Genomic DNA, 19,800 nt, shown 5'->3' with positions numbered 1-19,800 from the left:
TACCTATTTAATTTACAACAAATTCTGCGGAAATAAATTTGTTTCCGGCAGAATGAATTAAGAAAACGTGCAAAAATAAGGAAATTCACTGGAATAAACGAATAAAACAATATGAGAAGTTACTGAGTTTTTGTACAAAAAATAGAATGATTTGTACAAAAGATAAAATTTTTCGTACAAAAAATAAGAAAACACAATGACGGGGAAATAAAAACTTCAGTGAATTTATATGAAAAAAGAGTGGCGCTTTTATTTTTTTTGCCTACCTTTGAACTCCGGTATTATAAAAACAATTCATAAAACCGAAAATATGGAAAATAGAAGTTTAGTAACCATTGCCAATCATTCTAAAGAACGTATCCTTTATCTTTTGGAAATGGCAAGAGAGTTTGAAAAGAAACCCAACCGTCACTTACTGGATGAAAAAATCGTTGCAACCCTTTTCTTTGAACCTTCCACGCGTACTCGTTTAAGTTTTGAGACTGCGGCAAACAGACTGGGTGCCAAGGTTATCGGATTTACAGACCCGAAGGTGACAAGTTCTTCAAAAGGTGAAACACTGAAAGATACCATTATGATGGTAAGCAACTATGCCGACATCATCGTAATGCGTCATTATCTGGAAGGAGCGGCACGTTATGCCAGTGAAATTGCTCCGGTGCCTATTGTCAACGCCGGCGATGGAGCCAACCAGCATCCTTCTCAGACAATGCTCGACCTCTATTCCATATATAAAACACAGGGCACACTGGAGAACCTGAACATTTATCTGGTGGGCGACCTGAAGTATGGTCGTACGGTACATTCCCTGCTGATGGCCATGCGCCACTTTAATCCGACCTTCCATTTCATCGCACCCGAAGAACTGAAAATGCCGGAAGAATACAAACTGTACTGCAAGGAGCACAACATTAAATATATCGAGCATACGGATTTCACGGAAGAAACCATTGCCGATGCGGACATCTTGTACATGACACGCGTACAGCGGGAACGTTTTACCGACCTGATGGAATACGAACGAGTTAAAGATGTGTATATCCTCCGCAACAAGATGCTGGAACATACTCGCCCCAACCTCCGTATTCTTCATCCGCTGCCTCGTGTAAACGAGATTGCTTACGATGTAGACGACAACGAAAAAGCATACTATTTCCAGCAGGCTCAGAACGGACTTTATGCCCGCGAAGCTATTTTGTGCGACGTACTGGGCATTACACTGGACGAAGTTAAGGCGGACACCGAAAGATAAATAAACTTTTTAAACAAATTAATCAAGAAAGATTATGAACGAAAAGAAAGAACTGCAGGTAGCCGCCCTTGAGAATGGAACGGTTATCGACCATATACCCTCGGATAAAGTATTTACAGTTGTTGCACTGCTCGGATTGGAAAACACGGACAGCAACATCACTATCGGAAATAATTTCGAAAGCAAGAAGCTGGGAAAGAAAGGCATTATCAAGGTGGCCGACAGATATTTTACTGACGAAGAAGTGAGCCGCCTGTCGGTTGTTGCCCCCAACGTAAAGCTGAACATTATCCGCCATTACGAAGTAGTGGAGAAAAAGCAGGTGCTGATGCCCGACGAGCTGAAGGGTATCGTAAAATGCAACAATCCGAAATGTATTACCAATAACGAGCCGATGCAGACGTGGTTCCATGTTATCGATAAGGAACAGGGTATCTTGAAATGCCACTATTGCGAAAAAGAGCAACAGAAGGATAATATCAAACTGATCTGATAACCGTATGAAGCAAGACTGGAAGCCAGGAACAATGATTTATCCGTTGCCAGCCGTGCTGGTCAGCTGCGGTAGTTGTAAAGAAGAATATAACATCATCACTGTGGCGTGGGTAGGAACCATCTGTACCAATCCGCCGATGTGTTATATATCTGTCAGGCCGGAACGGCACTCCTATCCCATTCTGAAGAAGAATATGGAGTTCGTGATTAACCTGACGACTAAAGATATGGCTTACGCAACAGACTGGTGTGGGGTGCGATCGGGCAAGAACTTCAACAAGTTCGAGGAGATGCATCTTACCCCGGGATCGGCTTCTGTGGTACGGGCCCCTATCATCGAGGAGTCGCCCTTGTGCATCGAGTGCAGGGTAAAGGAAATTGTATCACTGGGCTCGCACGATATGTTTATCGCCGATGTGGTAAACGTAAAGGCTGACGAGAAATACCTGGACTCCGATACGGGAAAGTTCGACCTGGCAAAATCGAATTTACTGGTTTATGCGCATGGAGGCTACTACGAAATGGGCAGTAAAATCGGGAAATTCGGCTGGTCGGTAGAAAAGAAAAAATAGAGCGTTAATATGAAAAAAGCTGCTTTTATCCTCATGGCAAGCCTCCTGCTGGCAACGAATCTTCAAGGCCAGTCGAGAGGGAGCAGACGGGATGCCTCGCGCGACCCGCTGGTCAACGTGGGGGTAAAAGCAGGCTTTAATTCGTCGATGTTCTTTATAGACCGCCTCTCGGTAGGAGGACAGGAACTAAACGATATCCAAAACAACTACAAAGTAGGTTATTTCGGAGCATTTTTTTGCCGTTTTAACCTGAAAAAGCATCATTATCTTCAGACAGAAATTTCTTACAATGTTTCAAAAGGAAGTATTTCCGTTGCCAGTACGGCCGACAACCGGGATATCTTGCAGCATAGCGCACTGGTAAAGACTTCCATAAATTCCATCGACCTGCCTGTGCTTTATGGGTATAAATTTGTGGATGCACGCCCGTATGGAATGGCATTCTTTCTCGGTCCGAAAGTGTCGTATAATTGGAGAAAGCATTGCAAGAACGAATATTCAGGCTTCTATCAGCAAAACATAACAGAAAAACTCCATCCGTTTTGTTACAGTGCCGTAGTGGGACTTGCGGTCAATGTTTCGAATATCTTCTTTGACTTCCGTTACGAAGCAGCCCTGCATAATATGGTGAAAGCGGTAACGTTCGACAAGAATCTTACCGAATCTCCTTATTGCGACCAGGATATATCTCTCAAGCGACGAAAGAATGTACTGAGTTTTTCATTGGGAGTAATTTTTTAACGAACATAATATTACCTTTTTAAAATGCTATAACATGAAAAGAGACGATTTGATTTTTGACATCATTGAAAAAGAACATCAGCGCCAGCTGAAAGGTATCGAATTGATTGCATCCGAAAACTTTGTGAGTGATCAGGTTATGCAGGCTATGGGTTCATGCCTTACCAATAAATATGCAGAGGGTTATCCGGGCAGACGATATTATGGCGGCTGCGAGGTGGTAGACCAGAGCGAACAGATTGCTATCGACCGTCTGAAACAAATCTTCGGAGCCGAATGGGCAAACGTACAGCCTCATTCTGGTGCACAGGCCAATGCTGCCGTATTTCTGGCTGTATTGAACCCGGGAGATAAGTTCATGGGACTGAATCTGGCACATGGTGGTCATCTTTCTCATGGTTCGGCTGTCAATACTTCGGGTATCATTTATACTCCGTGTGAATATAATCTGAATAAAGAAACCGGACGTGTAGATTACGACCAGATGGAAGAAATCGCATTGCGCGAACATCCTAAGATGATTATCGGTGGTGGTTCTGCTTACTCGCGTGAATGGGATTACAAGCGTATGCGTGAAATAGCCGACAAGGTAGGTGCTATTTTCATGGTAGATATGGCTCATCCCGCAGGTTTGATTGCCGCTGGCTTGCTGGATAATCCGTTGAAGTATGCTCACATTGTTACTTCTACTACTCACAAGACTTTGCGTGGTCCGCGTGGTGGTGTAATTCTGATGGGTAAGGACTTCCCTAACCCATGGGGCAAAAAGACTCCTAAGGGAGAAATCAAGATGATGTCTCAGTTGCTCGATTCTGCTGTATTCCCGGGCATTCAGGGTGGACCGCTGGAACATGTCATCGCTGCCAAGGCTGTAGCATTCGGCGAATGTCTGCAACCTGAATATAAGGAATATCAGAAGCAGGTTAAGAAAAATGCAGCTGTGCTTGCACAGGCTTTGATGGACCGTGGCTTTACCATCGTTTCCGGCGGTACAGACAACCATTCTATGCTGGTAGACTTGCGTAGCAAATATCCAGATCTTACGGGTAAGGTAGCCGAAAAGGCATTGGTTTCGGCCGATATTACCGTAAACAAGAATATGGTTCCGTTTGATACTCGTTCTGCTTTCCAGACTTCAGGTATTCGTTTGGGAACTCCGGCTATAACGACCCGTGGTGCTAAAGAAGATTTGATGTACGAAATTGCAGAAATGATAGAAACCGTATTGTCGAACGTAGACGATGAGAAAGTTATTGCTTCCGTTCGTGCACGTGTAAACGATACGATGAAGAACTATCCGATTTTTGCTTATTAATAAAGTCCGTTTCTGTTTTTTATCAGGAATGTGGAGGAAAAGGTAAACAAATGTCCTGATAAATTGTTTCTCTGACGGTACTTAATAAAATATGAATATATGAAAAAAACGAGTTTTATGGCTATTTTACTGAGCTCATGCTTGGTACTTAGCAGTTGCGGTTCTTTGAATAATACTGCCAAAGGTGGTATGATTGGTGGCGGAAGTGGTGCTGCATTGGGCGCTATTATCGGTGGTATTGCCGGACATGGCAAAGGAGCTGCTATCGGTGCTGCAGTAGGTGCTGCCGTCGGTACAGGTGCCGGTGTCCTGATTGGAAAGAAAATGGACAAGGCTGCAGAACAGGCTGCCCAGATTCAGGGTGCTGAAGTAGAACAGGTAACTGACAACAATGGCTTGCAGGCAGTAAAAGTTACTTTCGATTCTGGTATCTTGTTTAGTACAAGCAGTTCATCTCTGAGTACTTCTGCCAAGGCATCACTCAGCAAGTTCGCAAACAATGTATTGAACCAGAACCCGGACATGGACGTTGCCATTTACGGATATACTGACAATACTGGCTGGAAAAACAGTACAGCTGCCGAAAGTGTACAGAAAAATCAGGAGCTGTCTCAGGCACGTGCCCAGAGCGTTTCAAGTTATCTGCTGGGATGCGGCGTTGCAACTTCACAGATTAAAAGTGTAGAAGGTATGGGAGAAAGCAATCCTGTTGCAGACAATAGTACTGAAGCGGGACGAAAAGAAAATCGTCGTGTAGAAGTATATATGTATGCCAGCCAGCAAATGATTCAGCAGGCAGAAGCTGGAACATTGAAGTAAAACTCAGCTATTCCTGAAAATAAAAAATCCAACTGAATAATCTGGAACGATTTTCAGTTGGATTTTTTATTTCTTTACAAAAAGAGAATTTATCTTTCTCACTCTTCTGTTCCGGTTTCATCGCCTTTCAGTATCGGTAAGGTTATCTGATATTTAACGGCAAGAATACGAACGATGAAAACCGTAACCCCTCCCATTATTTGTGAAATGTACGTTTCCAGTCCTATCTGCAGGCAAATCCAGTAAACCAGTCCTCCTATGACACATGCCATTGCGTAGATTTCCTTACGGAAAATCAATGGAATTTCATTGATGAATACATCACGAATGACTCCTCCTGCCGCTCCCGTTATACTACCCATGATGATAGCTACCCAGAAAGGATAGCCCAACGAAATGCTTTTTCCAAAGCCTACAACGGTGAACAAGGCCAATCCGATACTGTCGAAAAGAAAGAAGGTGTTGTTCAAGTGAATAAGATATTTTCCAAAAATGATAACAAAGAACATTGCAAAGGCAGTACAGATCAAGTAAATAGGGTCTGTCATCCAGACAGGCGTGACGTTTAGCATAACGTCACGCAAGGTCCCTCCACCGATTGCTGTTGCCAGACCTACAATGTATGCGCCAAACCAGTCAAATCGTTTAGCTGATGCCAGGCGGATGCCACTGATGGCGAAAGCAAATGTTCCTATAAAATCAAGTATCTGAACAAATGATGGCATTTTATATTGAGTTTATTAATAATTACCAAGTATAACTTACACCAAAGCTAAGCAGTTCCTGTAACTGGAAGTAACTGTCTTCCGGATCGGCTTTAGAAACTGAATCGTCGAAACGAGTATGAACAAACAGTTTCGTAGAGAAGTATTTGTTGAAAGCAAAGGTGAAGGTATTTTCCCATTCCGACAAGACTTGTTCATAGTTTGTCGTATAAGAAAAACGAGTCTCCCATGTCAGACCAGTCAGGACAATCCATTTCAACGTAGCTTCCAATCGGGAACCCAACTGGTTCTTTACTTTCTCTCCCGCATCGATATTAAACTTTGTAGGATCGATTCTATCACTTGCCACACTATAGCGTGTGTAGTTGAACGGATTAATCAGTACAGACAAATTACAAACTGCGTCTCTTGTATACTTATAATCCATACCGATACCGATATTCAACTCAGACGGAGATAATAAAGAAGAAACCAAGTTGTCGGAGTTCGTTTCATAATTGGAAAAGAACTGTGTCTTAAATTCTGCCGAAACCGTATAATACCAGTTGGTAATGGCTTTATAACCAAACTTTGAACTTAAACGGATCAAGTCTTCACTTGTCTTATATTGATGCACGGTATCAGACGGAGCTGAGATAAAACCAAGTTTCCACTCCAGTTTGTTCTCGAATTGTATTTTTTGCTTGTCGTCATAGTTAAGCTGCAATACAGCTCCCGAAAGTAACGAAACTGTACTTTCACCTCCTTTGTACCAGTTGTCTGAAATATAGTTCTGTGAGAATTGCGCATATCCATTTCCGCTGAAAGACCAGAAGTTCGGTTTTACAACCAGCAAGTCCTTTTCTCTCACCTGTCCGGTTTGCGAAGCTGCTCCCACCAGATAAAATACTTTTTCTTTTTTGGGCTTTCTTACCTTCAACTTATCCGATAAAGGTTCTATTCCCTTCAAATCATTTTCATTTTTATGCACCAGATTAGGATATTGTAGATAGAACGTAAGCAGCTGTTTGTTTACCTCCTTATTAATATCAGCCGATCGTGTCAGCCGTGGAACCTGAAAAACAGAATCTTTTATGGCATCTTCCTTTACAAAAGGAATAACAGGTTTCCAGTCGTCTATGGAGAAAGCCTGCTCAATCGGTTCTGAATAATAAGTAGCCGGCACAATAAACTTGTAAAAATCTGGATTAGAACGAATCCACGATGGAGCCTCCGGTAGGAAAATATCATCCCAGCGGTCCAGCATATCCTGATAATTTTGACGGAAACCATATAAAAAAGACTGGAATTTTTTTACGGAAGGGTTAATCCGTAAAGACGCTGATTGCGCCATTTTCGCTTTCACAGTTTCTACAACCTTCTTACGGTATACTGTATCGGCGGAACTAGCTTGTTTCAGACCCTCTGCTTGCTTGATACTTTCTACAATCGTATCGTTGGCTAATGTTAAGTCTTGTAATTCCTTAGCCTGACTCGCTTCATTTATCAGGAAGGACATAGTTATAAACATACCTAGTGTTTTCATTCTTATTCTTATTCGTCAATTTTCCTGCAAAAATACAATTAAATTTAGTCATATAAAATGATATTATAACAAATTGTGTCCTTGTTTTTACTCAAGTTCTTGTCGACTAATTAGTTCTTTGTAATGTTTTGTTGTTTTCCTTGTGGGAGATTTGGCTTTTTTTTATAATTTTGCAACTTTGAATAGTAGTGTTAGATTAATAAATCACTTTAAAACAATTATATTGTGGCAGAAACAAAGTACATTTTCGTAACAGGTGGTGTTGCCTCTTCATTAGGTAAAGGTATTATATCATCATCTATCGGTAAATTGCTGCAGGCCAGAGGCTACAGCGTAACTATACAAAAGTTCGACCCGTATATCAACATTGACCCGGGAACCTTGAACCCTTATGAACACGGAGAGTGTTACGTGACAGTCGATGGGCATGAAGCCGATCTGGACTTGGGACATTACGAACGCTTCCTTGGTATTCAGACAACCAAAGCGAATAATATCACAACCGGCCGTATCTACAAGAGTGTTATCGATAAGGAACGTCGTGGTGACTATCTGGGTAAAACAATTCAGATTATCCCTCATATTACCGATGAAATTAAGCGTAATGTCAAATTGCTGGGAAACAAATATAAGTTCGATTTTGTCATTACAGAAATTGGTGGTACAGTAGGTGATATCGAATCATTGCCTTATCTGGAAAGTATACGCCAGTTGAAATGGGAATTGGGCAAGAATGCCTTGTGTGTACACCTTACTTATGTTCCTTATTTGGCTGCTGCTGGTGAACTGAAGACTAAACCGACTCAGCATTCTGTAAAGGAACTTCAATCGGTAGGTATTCAGCCTGATATTCTGGTATTGCGTACGGAGCATAACCTTAATACCAATCTGAAGAAAAAAGTTGCTTTATTCTGTAATGTAGACGACAATGCTGTAGTACAATCAATGGATATGCCGACAATTTACGAAGTGCCTCTCCGCATGCAGGAACAGAAGCTGGATGTAACTATCCTTGAAAAGATGGGACTTCCTGTCGGTGAAACTCCAGAACTTGGTCCATGGAAAGAATTCCTTAACCGCCGTCATAATGCAACTGAAAAGGTTACAATCGGATTGGTTGGAAAATATGATTTGCAGGATGCATACAAGTCTATTCTGGAAGCATTGTCACAGGCAGCAACATATAACGACCGCAAAGCAGACATCCACTTCATCAACAGTGAAAAGTTGAATGATGAAAATGTAGAGGAAATGCTGAAGGATATGGATGGCGTTATTATCTGTCCGGGATTTGGTCAGCGTGGAATTGAAGGAAAGTTCGTTGCCTTGAAATATTGTCGTACACACGATGTTCCGACCTTCGGTATCTGCTTGGGTATGCAGTGCATGGCTATTGAATTTGCTCGTAATGTATTGGGATATGCAGATGCAAACAGTCGTGAAATGGATGAAAAGACTCCTCATAATGTAATTGATATCATGGAGGAACAAAAGTCTATTACTAATATGGGTGGAACGATGCGTCTGGGTGCTTATGAATGTGTACTCGATCCGAACTCAAAGGTATATCAGGCTTATAAGACTGAACATATCCAGGAACGTCACCGCCATCGCTATGAATTCAATAATGATTATAAAGCTGAATTCGAGAAAGCTGGCATGAAATGTGTAGGTATCAATCCGGAATCTGATCTGGTAGAAATCGTAGAAATTCCTACTTTGAAATGGTATATCGGAACACAATTCCATCCGGAATACAGCAGTACGGTATTGAAACCACATCCTCTTTTCTTATCGTTCGTCAAAGCGGCTATCGATAAATAATAGGTATTAATTTGTAAATAGAAAGAAATGGACAAAAACACGTTAGTGGGATTTGCCTTGATTGGAGCGGTTATTGTAGGTTTCGGAATCTACAATCGCCCCAGTCAGGAGGAAATGACACGTGCACAACATTATCAGGATTCAATTCAGGCTGTAGCACAAAAACAAGAGCAGATGCGTAAAGCTCAAGAAATTACAGCATCACAGCCTGTATTGCCGGATTCTACATCTCTGTTCTTTCAGTCTTCGCAGGGAACAGAGCAATTTACTACGTTAGAGAACGATTTGGTTCAACTTACCTTCTCGAACAAAGGTGGACGGGTTTGCAAGGCCATGCTAAAGGAATACAACGACCAGCAGCATCAGCCTTTGGTTCTTTTCGATGGAAAAGATGCTTCTCTGAGCCTTGGCTTTGATGGTAAAAATGAAAACATACTGAGCAGCCAAATGTATTTTCAGGCTACAGATGTAACAGACAGCACTGTTACCATGCGTCTGAACGCAGCCAATGGCGGTCATCTGGATTTCATCTATAAGTTGCTCCCGAATTCATATGTAGTAGACTTTACCGTTCAAGCAAACGGCTTGCAGAATTTCTTCTCTCCTTCTGTTAAGACCATGAGCGTAGACTGGAAACAGCGTGCTCGTCAGATGGAAAAAGGTTACACTTTCGAACAGCGGTATACCTCACTTACTTACAAGCCTGTAGACGACAGTTTCGACTACTTGAGTGAAACAAAGGATGAAAAAGAAACCATTCCAGAAGTTCTTGACTGGGTAGCTTTCAAGAATCAGTACTTTTCGTGTGTCTTCATGGCAGAAAAGAATTTTGAAAATGCAACGCTCGAGTCAAAGATGGAACAAAAAGGAAGTGGTTACATGAAGAGCTATTCAGCTGAAATGAAGGCGGCTTTCGATCCGACAGGAGCACAGCCCAGTCATTTCCAGTTCTATTTCGGACCGAATCACTTTAAAACTCTTTTAGCTTCCAATGATTTGTCGTTCAAGGATAAAGATCAGGAACTTGAAGATTTGGTTTATCTGGGATGGCCGATTATTCGTTTGATTAACCGCTGGTTCACCATCAATCTTTTCGACTGGCTGTCAAGCTGGGGACTGAGTATGGGTATCGTAATCTTGCTGATGACCATTATTGTTAAGATTCTGGTACTTCCGACTACTTGGAAATCATTCATTTCGTCGGCAAAGATGCGTGCATTGAAGCCGTATGTCGATAAGATCAATGCTAAATATCCGAAACAGGAAGATGCGTTGAAGAAACAACAGGAAACAATGGCACTATACAGTCAGTATGGTGTAAGCCCGATGGGAGGATGTCTTCCTATGCTTATCCAGACTCCGGTGTTCATGGCACTGTTCTTCTTTGTGCCTAACGCTATTGAATTGCGTCAGCAGAGCTTCCTGTGGGCAAGCGACCTTTCCGCATACGATGACTTAATCAGCTGGAGTACCCATATTCCTTTGCTGGGAACTCACCTGAGTTTGTTCTGTCTGTTGTTTAGTATAACAACAGTTTTGAATCAGATCATCATGATGAAACAGCAAGATATGGGCAACAATCCTCAAATGGCTGCCATGAAGTGGATGATGTACATCATGCCTGTCATGTTCTTCTTCATCTTCAATGAGTATGCTTCCGGATTGAGTTACTATTATTTCATTTCAGGTTTGATCGGTATTATTACCATGTGGATTATGCGCCGTATGACCGATGAAAAGAAATTGCTGGCACAACTTGAAGCTAATAAGAAAGCTCCTTCAGAGAGAAAGACAAGCGGACTGATGGCTAAGCTGGAAGCTCTGCAGAAAGAGCAGGAGCGCCTTCAGAAAGAACGTCAGGAACGTATGAATAAGAAATAATACTTTCTTGCATAATAATCAGAATGCAGGTAAATCGGGAAAACAAATTCTGGTTTACCTGCATATTTTTTATCTCAGATTTTCAGGTAGCATTTACCTTATGATAAGTCTTTACAGAAAATAAAGGTACTATAAAGTGTAAGCCGTTTCAAGGCAAAAGCAGAAAGAACGGTAAACTCCCATGCTATATCCAAAGAAAAATCTCCCAGCTCTTATCTGATATTACATAAAAAAGCAGAAAGAGCAGAGAGATTTTTACATATAAAATTAAAAATGCAATGCCGTTTTGCAGATTGGCCTGAGAATTATTTCAAGCAATATAATTCGGAAGGCGTAGTTCGTTTCAACGGGATAACCTGAACTCCCCCATCTCCTATTGATATACCATATTGCTTGAATGCCGTTTCCACTGTTTTATATGCCAAGTCCGGATGATTGTTATCCTTACTCAGGTGGCAAAGCCAGAGATATTTCAGTCGGGAAGGGAAATGCTCGGCCAGATAATTAGCCATTTCCCGGTTACTCATATGTCCGTTAGGACCGGCGATACGCTCTTTCAGGTACCGTGGATAAGGTCCCATTTGCAGCATAGCTTCATCATAATTAGCTTCCAGTACCAAATAATCAGAACGGTCAATATATGTAGCCGCCGTATCTGTAATATGACCGATATCAGTCAGGAAAGAGAATATTTTATCTTCCACCTGTATGCAATATCCAACGTTATCCGTACCATCATGAGGCACCTCGAAACACGTTACATTAAAATCCCCCAGCTCAACAGTTTCCCCCTTGCGTATGAAACGAGTATGTTCGGCATCCAGTTTTTCTGTCATGCAATAACTCCGATTGATACCAGCATGCACTTCCGGAGTTGAATAGATTGGAATATTATGCTTCTTCGCCAGATGACCTACCGCTTTGATGTGATCAGCATGATCATGGGTTACAAATACTGCACGCACAGTATCCAGATTCAACGCATAATCCTTGAATATCTTCTTTATATTTCGTATGCCGATACCCGCATCAATCAATATTCCACATGTTTTTGTCGCCAGGTAATAACAGTTGCCGCTGCTTCCGCTACCCAGACTAAGAAATCGTACCTCCATATATTATTGTATTCTTTATTTTTTGGAAGCACAAAAGTACAAAAAAGAAAGGAGCCTGCCAATATCCATGCAGACCCCCTTCCACAAATTACTATTCTTTTATAATCAGAATTCGAAGAATTTTTTCGCATTGTTGTAGCAGATATCTTCCACCATCTGCTGTACACGAGGCATTTCACATTCCGGAATTTCTCCGTTTTCTACATCATTACCCAGCAAGTTACACAAAGTACGGCGGAAATATTCATGACGCGGATACGACAGGAACGAACGAGAATCTGTCAGCATACCAACAAAACGGCTCAACAAGCCCAGCAGTGACAAGGCATTCATCTGTTTTTCCATACCATCTTTCTGATCGAGGAACCACCATCCTGAACCGAACTGAATCTTTCCCGGGATAGAACCATCCTGGAAGTTACCCAGCATAGTAGCAATAACTTCGTTGGCACACGGATTCAAGTTATATAAAATAGTCTTTGTCAGCTTACCTTCAGTATTCAGTTTATCCAGGAACTTCGCCATAGCCTTTGCAGTCGTGAACTCACCGATAGAATCGAAACCGGTATCAGGGCCCAAAAGCTTGAACATCTTCGTATTGTTGTTACGGATAGCACCGTAGTGGTACTGCTGAGTCCATCCAGTTTCCCAGTCCATTTCAGCAAATACAATCAGCATAGCCGACTTGAATTTCAGGATTTCCTCTTTAGACAGTTCCGTACCACCATACACTTTATTAAAGATAGCTCTGATTTCTGCGTCAGTATAATCCTCAGCATAGAACTCTTCGATACCATGATCGGACAACTTACAGCCTTGTTCGGCAAAGAATTCATGACGTTTGCGCAAAGCAGCTACCATATCGTCGAATGAAGAAATAGTCACACCGCTTACTTCCGACAATTTTTCCATGTACGCACGGAAGTCTGCCGGAACTTCCACAGCCATAGCCTTGTCAGGACGCCATGTAGGCAACATCTTGATTTCAAAACCACTTTCGCGTGTTGCGATATGATATTCCAGCGAGTCGACCGGATCATCGGTAGTACATACTGTTTCAACATGATAACGGCGCATCAGGTTACGAGCAGAATATTCAGGAGTTGCCAGCTTAGCATTACATTCATCGAAGATTTCGCGGGCAGTAGACGGATTCAATATTTTTTCAATTCCAAAGCAAGTTTTCAATTCCAGATGAGTCCAGTGATACAGCGGATTACGGAAAGTATAGGGAACCGTTTCAGCCCATTTCTCAAATTTTTCCCAGTCGGTAGTATCTTTTCCTGTACAGTAACGTTCGTCCACACCATTACTACGCATTGCACGCCATTTATAGTGATCGCCACCCAGCCAGATTTCTGTAATAGACTTGAACTGATAGTCGTCGGCCACCATTTTCGGAATCAAGTGACAATGGTAATCGATAATAGGCATCTTGGCTGCATGATTGTGATACAATTCCTGCGCTGTTTCTGTTTTGAGCAGGAAATTTTCATCCATAAATTTTTTCATAAAGCTTTGTTTTTGAGTTTATGTATTTTGTTCGGTATTTTCATAAAAATCGAATAACGGTAGTAGAATTTGTGTTGTTCAACATCAATTCCGTTTTATTTGCCGTTATCGAACACGAAAGTAGAAATTTTATTTGGAATAACAAAATATTTCGTATATTTGCAGCGATTATTTAATAAAATTAATCTCTGAAAAACAGAAATAAAACGTTAACTATAAATATTTTTTACTGCTGATTAAATAATATTTTCGTCTTTATACCTTTCTTATAAAGAGAAAATTTTAATTGTAAAAATACGGAACTTAAAATATACAAGTATGAAAGCATTAAACAAAGAAACTGCAAACAAGACAGTTCGTCCTGAGAGAATCATTCAATTTGGTGAAGGTAATTTCTTGCGTGCATTTGTAGACTGGATTATCTATAACATGGACCAGAAGACAGATTTCAACAGCAGTGTAGTTGTCGTACAGCCTATCGACAGAGGTATGGTAGACATGCTGAACGCACAGGACTGCCTGTACCACGTTAACCTGCAAGGACTCGATAAAGGCAAAACCGTAAACAGCCTGACACTTATCGACGTTATCAGCCGCGCACTGAATCCCTATACACAAAACGACGAATTCATGAAACTGGCCGAACAGCCTGAAATGCGTTTCGTAATCTCAAATACAACCGAAGCTGGTATCGCTTTCGATCCTTCTTGCAAGCTGACCGATGCTCCTGCCTCTTCTTATCCCGGAAAACTGACTCAGTTATTGTATCACCGTTACAAGACCTTCAGCGGCGATATGTCAAAAGGTTTGATCATTTTCCCGTGCGAATTGATTTTCCTGAACGGACATAAACTGAAAGAAACCATCTACCAGTACATCGAATTGTGGAACCTGGGCGACGATTTCAAGAACTGGTTCGAAAAAGCCTGCGGCGTATACGCTACACTGGTAGACCGTATCGTACCGGGATTCCCGCGCAAGGAAATTGCTGAGATTAAAGAAAAATTACAGTACGATGATAACTTGGTTGTACAGGGCGAAATTTTCCACTTGTGGGTTATCGAAGCTCCGCAGGAAGTTGCCAAAGAATTCCCTGCCGACAAGGCCGGACTGAACGTATTGTTTGTACCGTCTGAAGCTCCTTACCACGAAAGAAAAGTTACCTTACTGAACGGTCCTCACACCGTATTGTCACCGGTAGCTTACCTGTCGGGCGTGAATATTGTCCGCGATGCCTGCCAGCATCCGGTTATCGGCAAGTACATCCACAAAGTAATGTTCGACGAGCTGATGGAAACGCTGAATCTTCCGAAAGAAGAACTCGAGAAATTTGCTCACGATGTATTGGAACGTTTCAACAATCCGTTTGTCGACCATCAGGTTACTTCTATCATGCTGAACTCATTCCCGAAATTCCAGACTCGTGATTTGCCGGGATTGAAAGTATATCTGGAACGTAAGGGCGAACTTCCGAAAGGACTTGTACTGGGTCTTGCTGCCATCATCACTTATTATAAAGGTGGCGTACGTGAAGATGGAGCAGAAATCGTACCAAACGACGCACAGAACATTATGGATCTGCTGAAAGAGCTTTGGGCTACAGGCGATACTCAGAAAGTCACCGAAGGCGTATTGGGAGCAGAATTCATCTGGGGCGAAAACTTGAACAACATCCCGGGACTGGCCGCTGCCGTAAAAGCTGACCTGGACAGCATTCAGTCTAAAGGTATGCTGGAAACAGTAAAATCTATTCTGTAATTAATTGTTAGAAATTCCATAAAAGAAAGAGGGCAAATATCCTGTAAGATTTAGGATATTTCCCTCTTTTCTTATTTATACATTCCGGCTCTTATATTGAAAATATCTTTACATGATTCAAATCCGGCTTCTCTGCTGGAAAATTCCTCCGGATGCCTCTACAGCACTCTCTGCAGGGGGTGTGAAAAACGTGCCGAGAAAAAAATATTTTTTGTACAAATTTAAAAAAAACGTCGAGACAAATTGTCCAAAACGTGCTGACGTTTTTTGCAGAAGATCTGCGGCTTCTCATCCTATTAAATTTTTCCTTACAAACATCCAACCTATATCATCCTCTCTAAAGATGCCTTTTTACCTGTTATTCACATGGAATCACCAATTTTTCAATATAATATTTATGACGACCTTATATAGAATATTTCCAATTAATATATGATATTTATTATAGTAAATAACTTTATTTGGAAATATAATATTTAATATATCAAATACACCTTCCAAACTCCAAGTATCTTTTTTTAAATCTCTTATAAACTTGTGCGTAATATTCCGGTAAATAGAGAATCATTGTATCTACAAAATTTTCCAATGTGATTGCACTCAGCTTACAAGCATATTCCGGTTTCAAATATGTTGTAACCGACCGGATTTCTTCTTCCGTTGACGGATGCTCCTTAGGAGAAAGCACTACAGAATACGAGTCTTTCAGTCCTTCAACGATTCTGTACCGTTCTGTAAGTAAAAGATTTCTATAAATTTGTGTAAGCTTTATTTTATGATCTATTAATAGCCCTTTAAATATATCGTCGAATAAACCTGTATCAATGAGCATTTGTTTCTGCTCCTCACATTTTTGTGCTTCGTTTACTCCAAGCACATCCGTATATTTTGTTTCGATTGCAATGATATACTTATCACCCTTATCATCCAGGAATTTAATATAAGCATCCATAGCCGATTTGTCTTTCGTATATTTTTCGGTCGGTGTCGGTATGAACTCCAGACCTATCTCCGTTACACAAAATACTGGAATATCTTTAAAAACAGATTTTATGGCAAGCGTTACCTTATCTGGATTTTGTTTCAAGAGTAACATTAGAGGATGAAATAAATTGAATGCCATGGGCATACTCGAAAGCAAATTATTGAACAATCGGAATTCATCTATTGTTTCACCATTTTTCCTATTTTTGACTCTCTCTTTGGCATATTCGAAAGTTTCTTTCATTAAAAAGTTTTTCCCAGAAACTTCGCCTCCAGTAATCATGTTCCCGTATTTTCTCTTGGAAGTTCTTGTTGGTCCAACCCCTTCTTTTTCCTCTATTTCTACTCTATACATAGATTGGAGTAATCGCGCTTTCTGTGTAAAAATATTATCGCTTTTACACTGGTTCCCGTATATATTATTCATCTTTTCTAATATTATTATGAATTACTTGTGATAAATAAAGCCTGATACTATTCTGTAAAAATATATGGAATTCTATACAATTTACTGACAAATTTCATCGATGGCTCAGAGTTTAAACTTAATTTGTTTTGCTTTTTAGTTATCTGTCATTCTGTTTCTATGCAAATTATACCACGTTTCATATTCTCTTTTTTTTACTTATTCTTCTTTATTCTAAGCACTTCTCTCTATAATTTTTACCCCTCACCTCCTTCATAGATACTGCCGATTTCCGATTGTTTCAGCAGCAGTGTGAAGGGCGTGAAGAGCAAAAAGGGGTAATAAATTTCTTAAAACAGACTTATTTTACCGGAATACGGATAATTCCGGCCTTCACGCCCTTGGCTGTGGCTTGAAGTTCTATATCGCCAACCTTTTCTCCCGACTGAATGATCACCGTAAGCATACCTCCGAAAGCATGCATTTCCGGCTTGTGGAATAAATCGAGACAGGTAGGATCGCCGTTTGCCGAAGCACGGTACTTACCTGCTCCCTTCACTTTGAAGCTGACCAGCCGTCCGTCGTTCGGACACAAGTTGCCATCCTTGTCGACAATACGGAGTGTTACATATGCCAAGTCCTTACCATCCGCCTGAAGCGAAGTACGATCCGTTACCAGTTCAATGTGATGCGGCTTGCCTGCTGTGCGGATAGTCTTTTCGGCGGCCGGATTACCCTGTTCGTCGTAAGCCACCACCTTTACTTCTCCCGGCTGGTAAACCGCATCGTACCACATCAACCGGTAGCGGTTTTCCACCGTTCCATCCTTACGTTTGGTCTGCCGCCCGTAACTCTTTCCGTTGATGAACAACTCAGCCGAAGGGTAATTTGTATAGACAAACACCGGAGTCTTTTCTCCCTCACGTCCTTCCCAGTTCCAGTGCGGCAGGATGTGCAGCGTTTCAGCCTCCTTGTTCCATACACTACGATACAGATAATAACGATCTTTCGGAATAGATGCCAGATCGATGATGCCGAACATCGAACTATGGTTCGGCCATGCATTCGTATCATACGGGCTTGGCTCACCTAAATAATCGAAGCCCGTCCATACAAACTGTCCGATGGTCCAGTCGTGATCTTCAGCACGAGCAAAATCAATGTCAGGAATATTCGACCAACTGCAATACTCCAGATCGTACGACGACGACTGATGGTCATCGTACATCGCACCTGCCTTACGCTCCACCGGGAACTTATATACGCCACGTGAGCTGACGGTAGACGACGTTTCCGACCCAAGAATGAGATTTTGCGGCAAACGCTCGTAAGCCTCGTCGTACATGTGTGCACGATAATTCAGCCCCGGAATATCAAGCATTGCAGCAAAGCCATTTGCCAGCACACTCTTCACCTGATCCATACCGCAAGTTACCGGACGCGTCGGATCCTCCCGATGGCAGATATCCTGCAAGAACTTCGCCACCTTGTAGCCTTCCGGACTCCACTGTGTAGGCACCTCGTTGCCGATACTCCACATCACGACACACGGATTGTTCCGGTACTGGCGAAGCATGTTCACCATATCCTTTTCCGCCCACTCGTTAAAGAAGCGGTGATACCCGTTGTCACACTTGGCAATATCCCATTCGTCGAACGGCTCAAGCATCATCATGAAGCCCATTTCATCGCAAAGCTCAACCAACTCGGGCGCAGGCATGTTATGTGAAGTACGGATCGCATCACATCCCATGTCCTTGAGCAACGTCAACTGATGACGGAGTGCCGCCACATTGACAGCCGCTCCCAAAGGCCCCAGGTCGTGATGATTGCACACTCCCTGAAATTTGCGGCGTTTCCCGTTCAAGTAAAAACCTTTGTCGGGCACATATTCGATGGTACGAATACCGAAACGTGTAGTATACGTATCGAGCAACGTATCGCCCGCATAGATTTTCGACACCGCTTTATACAATACCGGAGTTTCGGGCGACCAAAGTTTCGGCTGCTCCACAATAAAATTCTGCGTAAAAGGCTGATCGTGATTAATGTATCCCTTATTAGTCTTGGTCGAAACCACCTGTCCATCGGCATCCACAATGTCCGTCGTCACAGTTAGCTCCGTCTTTTCTGCATTCAGAATCGTAGTATGAAGGCAGACAGAAGCATATTCATCCTTCACAAACGGAGTCGTAATTTGAGTACCCCATACCGGTACGTGAATTTTTTCCGTCGTTACCACATGCACATTCCGGTAAAGTCCTGCACCCGGATACCAGCGCGATGACTGATGACGATTCTCCAATCTCACGGCAAGTACGTTATTTTTACCATCTTCATTTACCAGTCCAGTAACATCACAATAAAACGAATTATAGCCATAAGGCCAGAAGCAAGCCTCCTTTCCGTTGACAAACACCCGTGCCTCACTCATTGCCCCGTCGAAAATCAGCGTGGTCTGTTTGCCGGGAGTAGAATGGAATGTTGTACGATACCATCCCGTACCCACGTATGGCAGCCCTCCCGTACGTCCGGTCTTCAGGCTTGCCTGAGTTTCAAAATTCTGTGTAACAGCTACATTCTGCAAATCATTATTCTTGTCGAAAGGTCCGAAAATCGCCCAATCGTGCGGAATGGTTACAGTTTCCCACTTGGTATCATTAAATGCGGGAGCTTCGGCGTCGCTCACCTCTCCTTTCGTAAACTTCCATCCTTTTTCCAGCAAGTATTCACTTCGCTGAGCATTGAGATTTAAAGTCAGGCAAAATCCCATTGCCATGAGATAAAATGTCTTCATTCTTGTTTCTCTTAATATTAAAATGTTAATGATTTTTTATATCCTATTCCTTGTTTTATCTGAAGATTACAAGTATTTC

At 41.9% G+C, this 19,800-nt stretch carries 15 protein-coding genes; 9 read left to right on the top strand and 6 right to left on the bottom strand.

Features of this window, described 5'->3' with window-relative positions; translation table 11 throughout:
* Positions 1–310: 310 nt before the first annotated feature.
* The 6 genes from pyrB to WKT12_RS00680 all read left to right on the top strand — a co-directional run bounded on the left by pyrB (position 311) and on the right by WKT12_RS00680 (position 5,194).
* The gene (gene pyrB / locus WKT12_RS00705; RefSeq protein ID WP_340318496.1) at positions 311–1,252 is read left to right on the top strand and encodes an aspartate carbamoyltransferase; all 942 of its coding nucleotides are present in this window, start codon (positions 311–313) and stop codon (positions 1,250–1,252) included.
* 34 nt (positions 1,253–1,286) lie between these two features.
* The gene (pyrI, locus tag WKT12_RS00700) at positions 1,287–1,745 is read left to right on the top strand and encodes an aspartate carbamoyltransferase regulatory subunit (protein ID WP_021971867.1); all 459 of its coding nucleotides are present in this window, start codon (positions 1,287–1,289) and stop codon (positions 1,743–1,745) included.
* A 7-nt stretch (positions 1,746–1,752) separates the two neighbouring features.
* Positions 1,753–2,319 (top strand): flavin reductase family protein, encoded by a 567-nt coding sequence (locus WKT12_RS00695; protein ID WP_340318495.1) that lies wholly within the window; start codon positions 1,753–1,755, stop codon positions 2,317–2,319.
* Between the two features lie 9 nt (positions 2,320–2,328).
* The gene (locus WKT12_RS00690) at positions 2,329–3,060 is read left to right on the top strand and encodes a porin family protein (protein WP_021971869.1); all 732 of its coding nucleotides are present in this window, start codon (positions 2,329–2,331) and stop codon (positions 3,058–3,060) included.
* A 34-nt stretch (positions 3,061–3,094) separates the two neighbouring features.
* Positions 3,095–4,375: a serine hydroxymethyltransferase gene (gene glyA / locus WKT12_RS00685; RefSeq protein WP_021971870.1), complete on the top strand. Its 1,281-nt coding sequence runs from the start codon at positions 3,095–3,097 to the stop codon at positions 4,373–4,375.
* A 99-nt stretch (positions 4,376–4,474) separates the two neighbouring features.
* On the top strand, positions 4,475–5,194 hold the full coding sequence (locus WKT12_RS00680) for an OmpA family protein (RefSeq protein WP_340318494.1): 720 nt from the start codon (positions 4,475–4,477) through the stop codon (positions 5,192–5,194).
* A 98-nt stretch (positions 5,195–5,292) separates the two neighbouring features.
* Here WKT12_RS00680 and WKT12_RS00675 read toward each other — a convergent pair whose 3' ends face one another.
* Together WKT12_RS00675 and WKT12_RS00670 are read right to left on the bottom strand one after the other, a co-directional pair.
* Complete coding sequence (locus tag WKT12_RS00675; RefSeq protein WP_021971872.1) at positions 5,293–5,919, bottom strand: trimeric intracellular cation channel family protein; 627 nt, start codon at positions 5,917–5,919, stop codon at positions 5,293–5,295.
* Between the two features lie 22 nt (positions 5,920–5,941).
* Positions 5,942–7,444 carry a DUF3078 domain-containing protein gene (locus WKT12_RS00670; protein ID WP_340318493.1) on the bottom strand — a complete coding sequence of 501 codons (1,503 nt, stop codon included), beginning with the start codon at positions 7,442–7,444 and terminating at the stop codon, positions 5,942–5,944.
* A gap of 225 nt (positions 7,445–7,669) precedes the next feature.
* Between WKT12_RS00670 and WKT12_RS00665 the strand changes: the two genes are divergently transcribed.
* Together WKT12_RS00665 and yidC are read left to right on the top strand one after the other, a co-directional pair.
* Complete coding sequence (locus tag WKT12_RS00665) at positions 7,670–9,268, top strand: CTP synthase (RefSeq protein ID WP_021971875.1); 1,599 nt, start codon at positions 7,670–7,672, stop codon at positions 9,266–9,268.
* Between the two features lie 27 nt (positions 9,269–9,295).
* The gene (gene yidC / locus WKT12_RS00660; protein WP_340318492.1) at positions 9,296–11,149 is read left to right on the top strand and encodes a membrane protein insertase YidC; all 1,854 of its coding nucleotides are present in this window, start codon (positions 9,296–9,298) and stop codon (positions 11,147–11,149) included.
* A 305-nt stretch (positions 11,150–11,454) separates the two neighbouring features.
* On the opposite strand, the gene WKT12_RS00655 is transcribed toward yidC, so the two are convergent.
* Both WKT12_RS00655 and uxaC read right to left on the bottom strand, forming a co-directional pair.
* Positions 11,455–12,264, bottom strand: coding sequence for an MBL fold metallo-hydrolase (locus tag WKT12_RS00655; protein ID WP_021971877.1), 810 nt, complete (start codon positions 12,262–12,264; stop codon positions 11,455–11,457).
* Between the two features lie 105 nt (positions 12,265–12,369).
* Positions 12,370–13,776, bottom strand: coding sequence for a glucuronate isomerase (gene uxaC / locus WKT12_RS00650; protein WP_340318491.1), 1,407 nt, complete (start codon positions 13,774–13,776; stop codon positions 12,370–12,372).
* Between the two features lie 318 nt (positions 13,777–14,094).
* On the opposite strand from uxaC, the gene WKT12_RS00645 reads away from it, so the two are divergent.
* The gene (locus WKT12_RS00645) at positions 14,095–15,534 is read left to right on the top strand and encodes a tagaturonate reductase (RefSeq protein ID WP_340318490.1); all 1,440 of its coding nucleotides are present in this window, start codon (positions 14,095–14,097) and stop codon (positions 15,532–15,534) included.
* A gap of 484 nt (positions 15,535–16,018) precedes the next feature.
* Here WKT12_RS00645 and WKT12_RS00640 read toward each other — a convergent pair whose 3' ends face one another.
* Positions 16,019–16,945, bottom strand: coding sequence for a PGN_0703 family putative restriction endonuclease (locus WKT12_RS00640; RefSeq protein WP_021971880.1), 927 nt, complete (start codon positions 16,943–16,945; stop codon positions 16,019–16,021).
* A 340-nt stretch (positions 16,946–17,285) separates the two neighbouring features.
* Positions 17,286–19,721 carry a glycoside hydrolase family 2 TIM barrel-domain containing protein gene (locus WKT12_RS00635; protein WP_340318489.1) on the bottom strand — a complete coding sequence of 812 codons (2,436 nt, stop codon included), beginning with the start codon at positions 19,719–19,721 and terminating at the stop codon, positions 17,286–17,288.
* Positions 19,722–19,800: the final 79 nt, after the last annotated feature.

Origin of the sequence: Phocaeicola sp. HCN-6420 (assembly GCF_037890145.1) — a bacterium.
Classification (GTDB): domain Bacteria; phylum Bacteroidota; class Bacteroidia; order Bacteroidales; family Bacteroidaceae; genus Phocaeicola.
This window is presented reverse-complemented; position numbering and strand designations above follow the sequence as displayed.

What these genes read in the sequence shown, in the direction of transcription:
- pyrB (WP_340318496.1), top strand. Translation starts at nt 311, where the DNA reads ATGGAAAATAGAAGTTTAGTAACCATTGCCAATCATTCTAAAGAACGT.
- pyrI (WP_021971867.1), top strand. Translation starts at nt 1,287, where the DNA reads ATGAACGAAAAGAAAGAACTGCAGGTAGCCGCCCTTGAGAATGGAACG.
- WKT12_RS00695 (WP_340318495.1), top strand. Translation starts at nt 1,753, where the DNA reads ATGAAGCAAGACTGGAAGCCAGGAACAATGATTTATCCGTTGCCAGCC.
- WKT12_RS00690 (WP_021971869.1), top strand. Translation starts at nt 2,329, where the DNA reads ATGAAAAAAGCTGCTTTTATCCTCATGGCAAGCCTCCTGCTGGCAACG.
- glyA (WP_021971870.1), top strand. Translation starts at nt 3,095, where the DNA reads ATGAAAAGAGACGATTTGATTTTTGACATCATTGAAAAAGAACATCAG.
- WKT12_RS00680 (WP_340318494.1), top strand. Translation starts at nt 4,475, where the DNA reads ATGAAAAAAACGAGTTTTATGGCTATTTTACTGAGCTCATGCTTGGTA.
- WKT12_RS00675 (WP_021971872.1), bottom strand. Translation starts at nt 5,919, where the DNA reads ATGCCATCATTTGTTCAGATACTTGATTTTATAGGAACATTTGCTTTC.
- WKT12_RS00670 (WP_340318493.1), bottom strand. Translation starts at nt 7,444, where the DNA reads ATGAAAACACTAGGTATGTTTATAACTATGTCCTTCCTGATAAATGAA.
- yidC (WP_340318492.1), top strand. Translation starts at nt 9,296, where the DNA reads ATGGACAAAAACACGTTAGTGGGATTTGCCTTGATTGGAGCGGTTATT.
- WKT12_RS00655 (WP_021971877.1), bottom strand. Translation starts at nt 12,264, where the DNA reads ATGGAGGTACGATTTCTTAGTCTGGGTAGCGGAAGCAGCGGCAACTGT.
- uxaC (WP_340318491.1), bottom strand. Translation starts at nt 13,776, where the DNA reads ATGAAAAAATTTATGGATGAAAATTTCCTGCTCAAAACAGAAACAGCG.
- WKT12_RS00645 (WP_340318490.1), top strand. Translation starts at nt 14,095, where the DNA reads ATGAAAGCATTAAACAAAGAAACTGCAAACAAGACAGTTCGTCCTGAG.
- WKT12_RS00640 (WP_021971880.1), bottom strand. Translation starts at nt 16,945, where the DNA reads ATGAATAATATATACGGGAACCAGTGTAAAAGCGATAATATTTTTACA.
- WKT12_RS00635 (WP_340318489.1), bottom strand. Translation starts at nt 19,721, where the DNA reads ATGAAGACATTTTATCTCATGGCAATGGGATTTTGCCTGACTTTAAAT.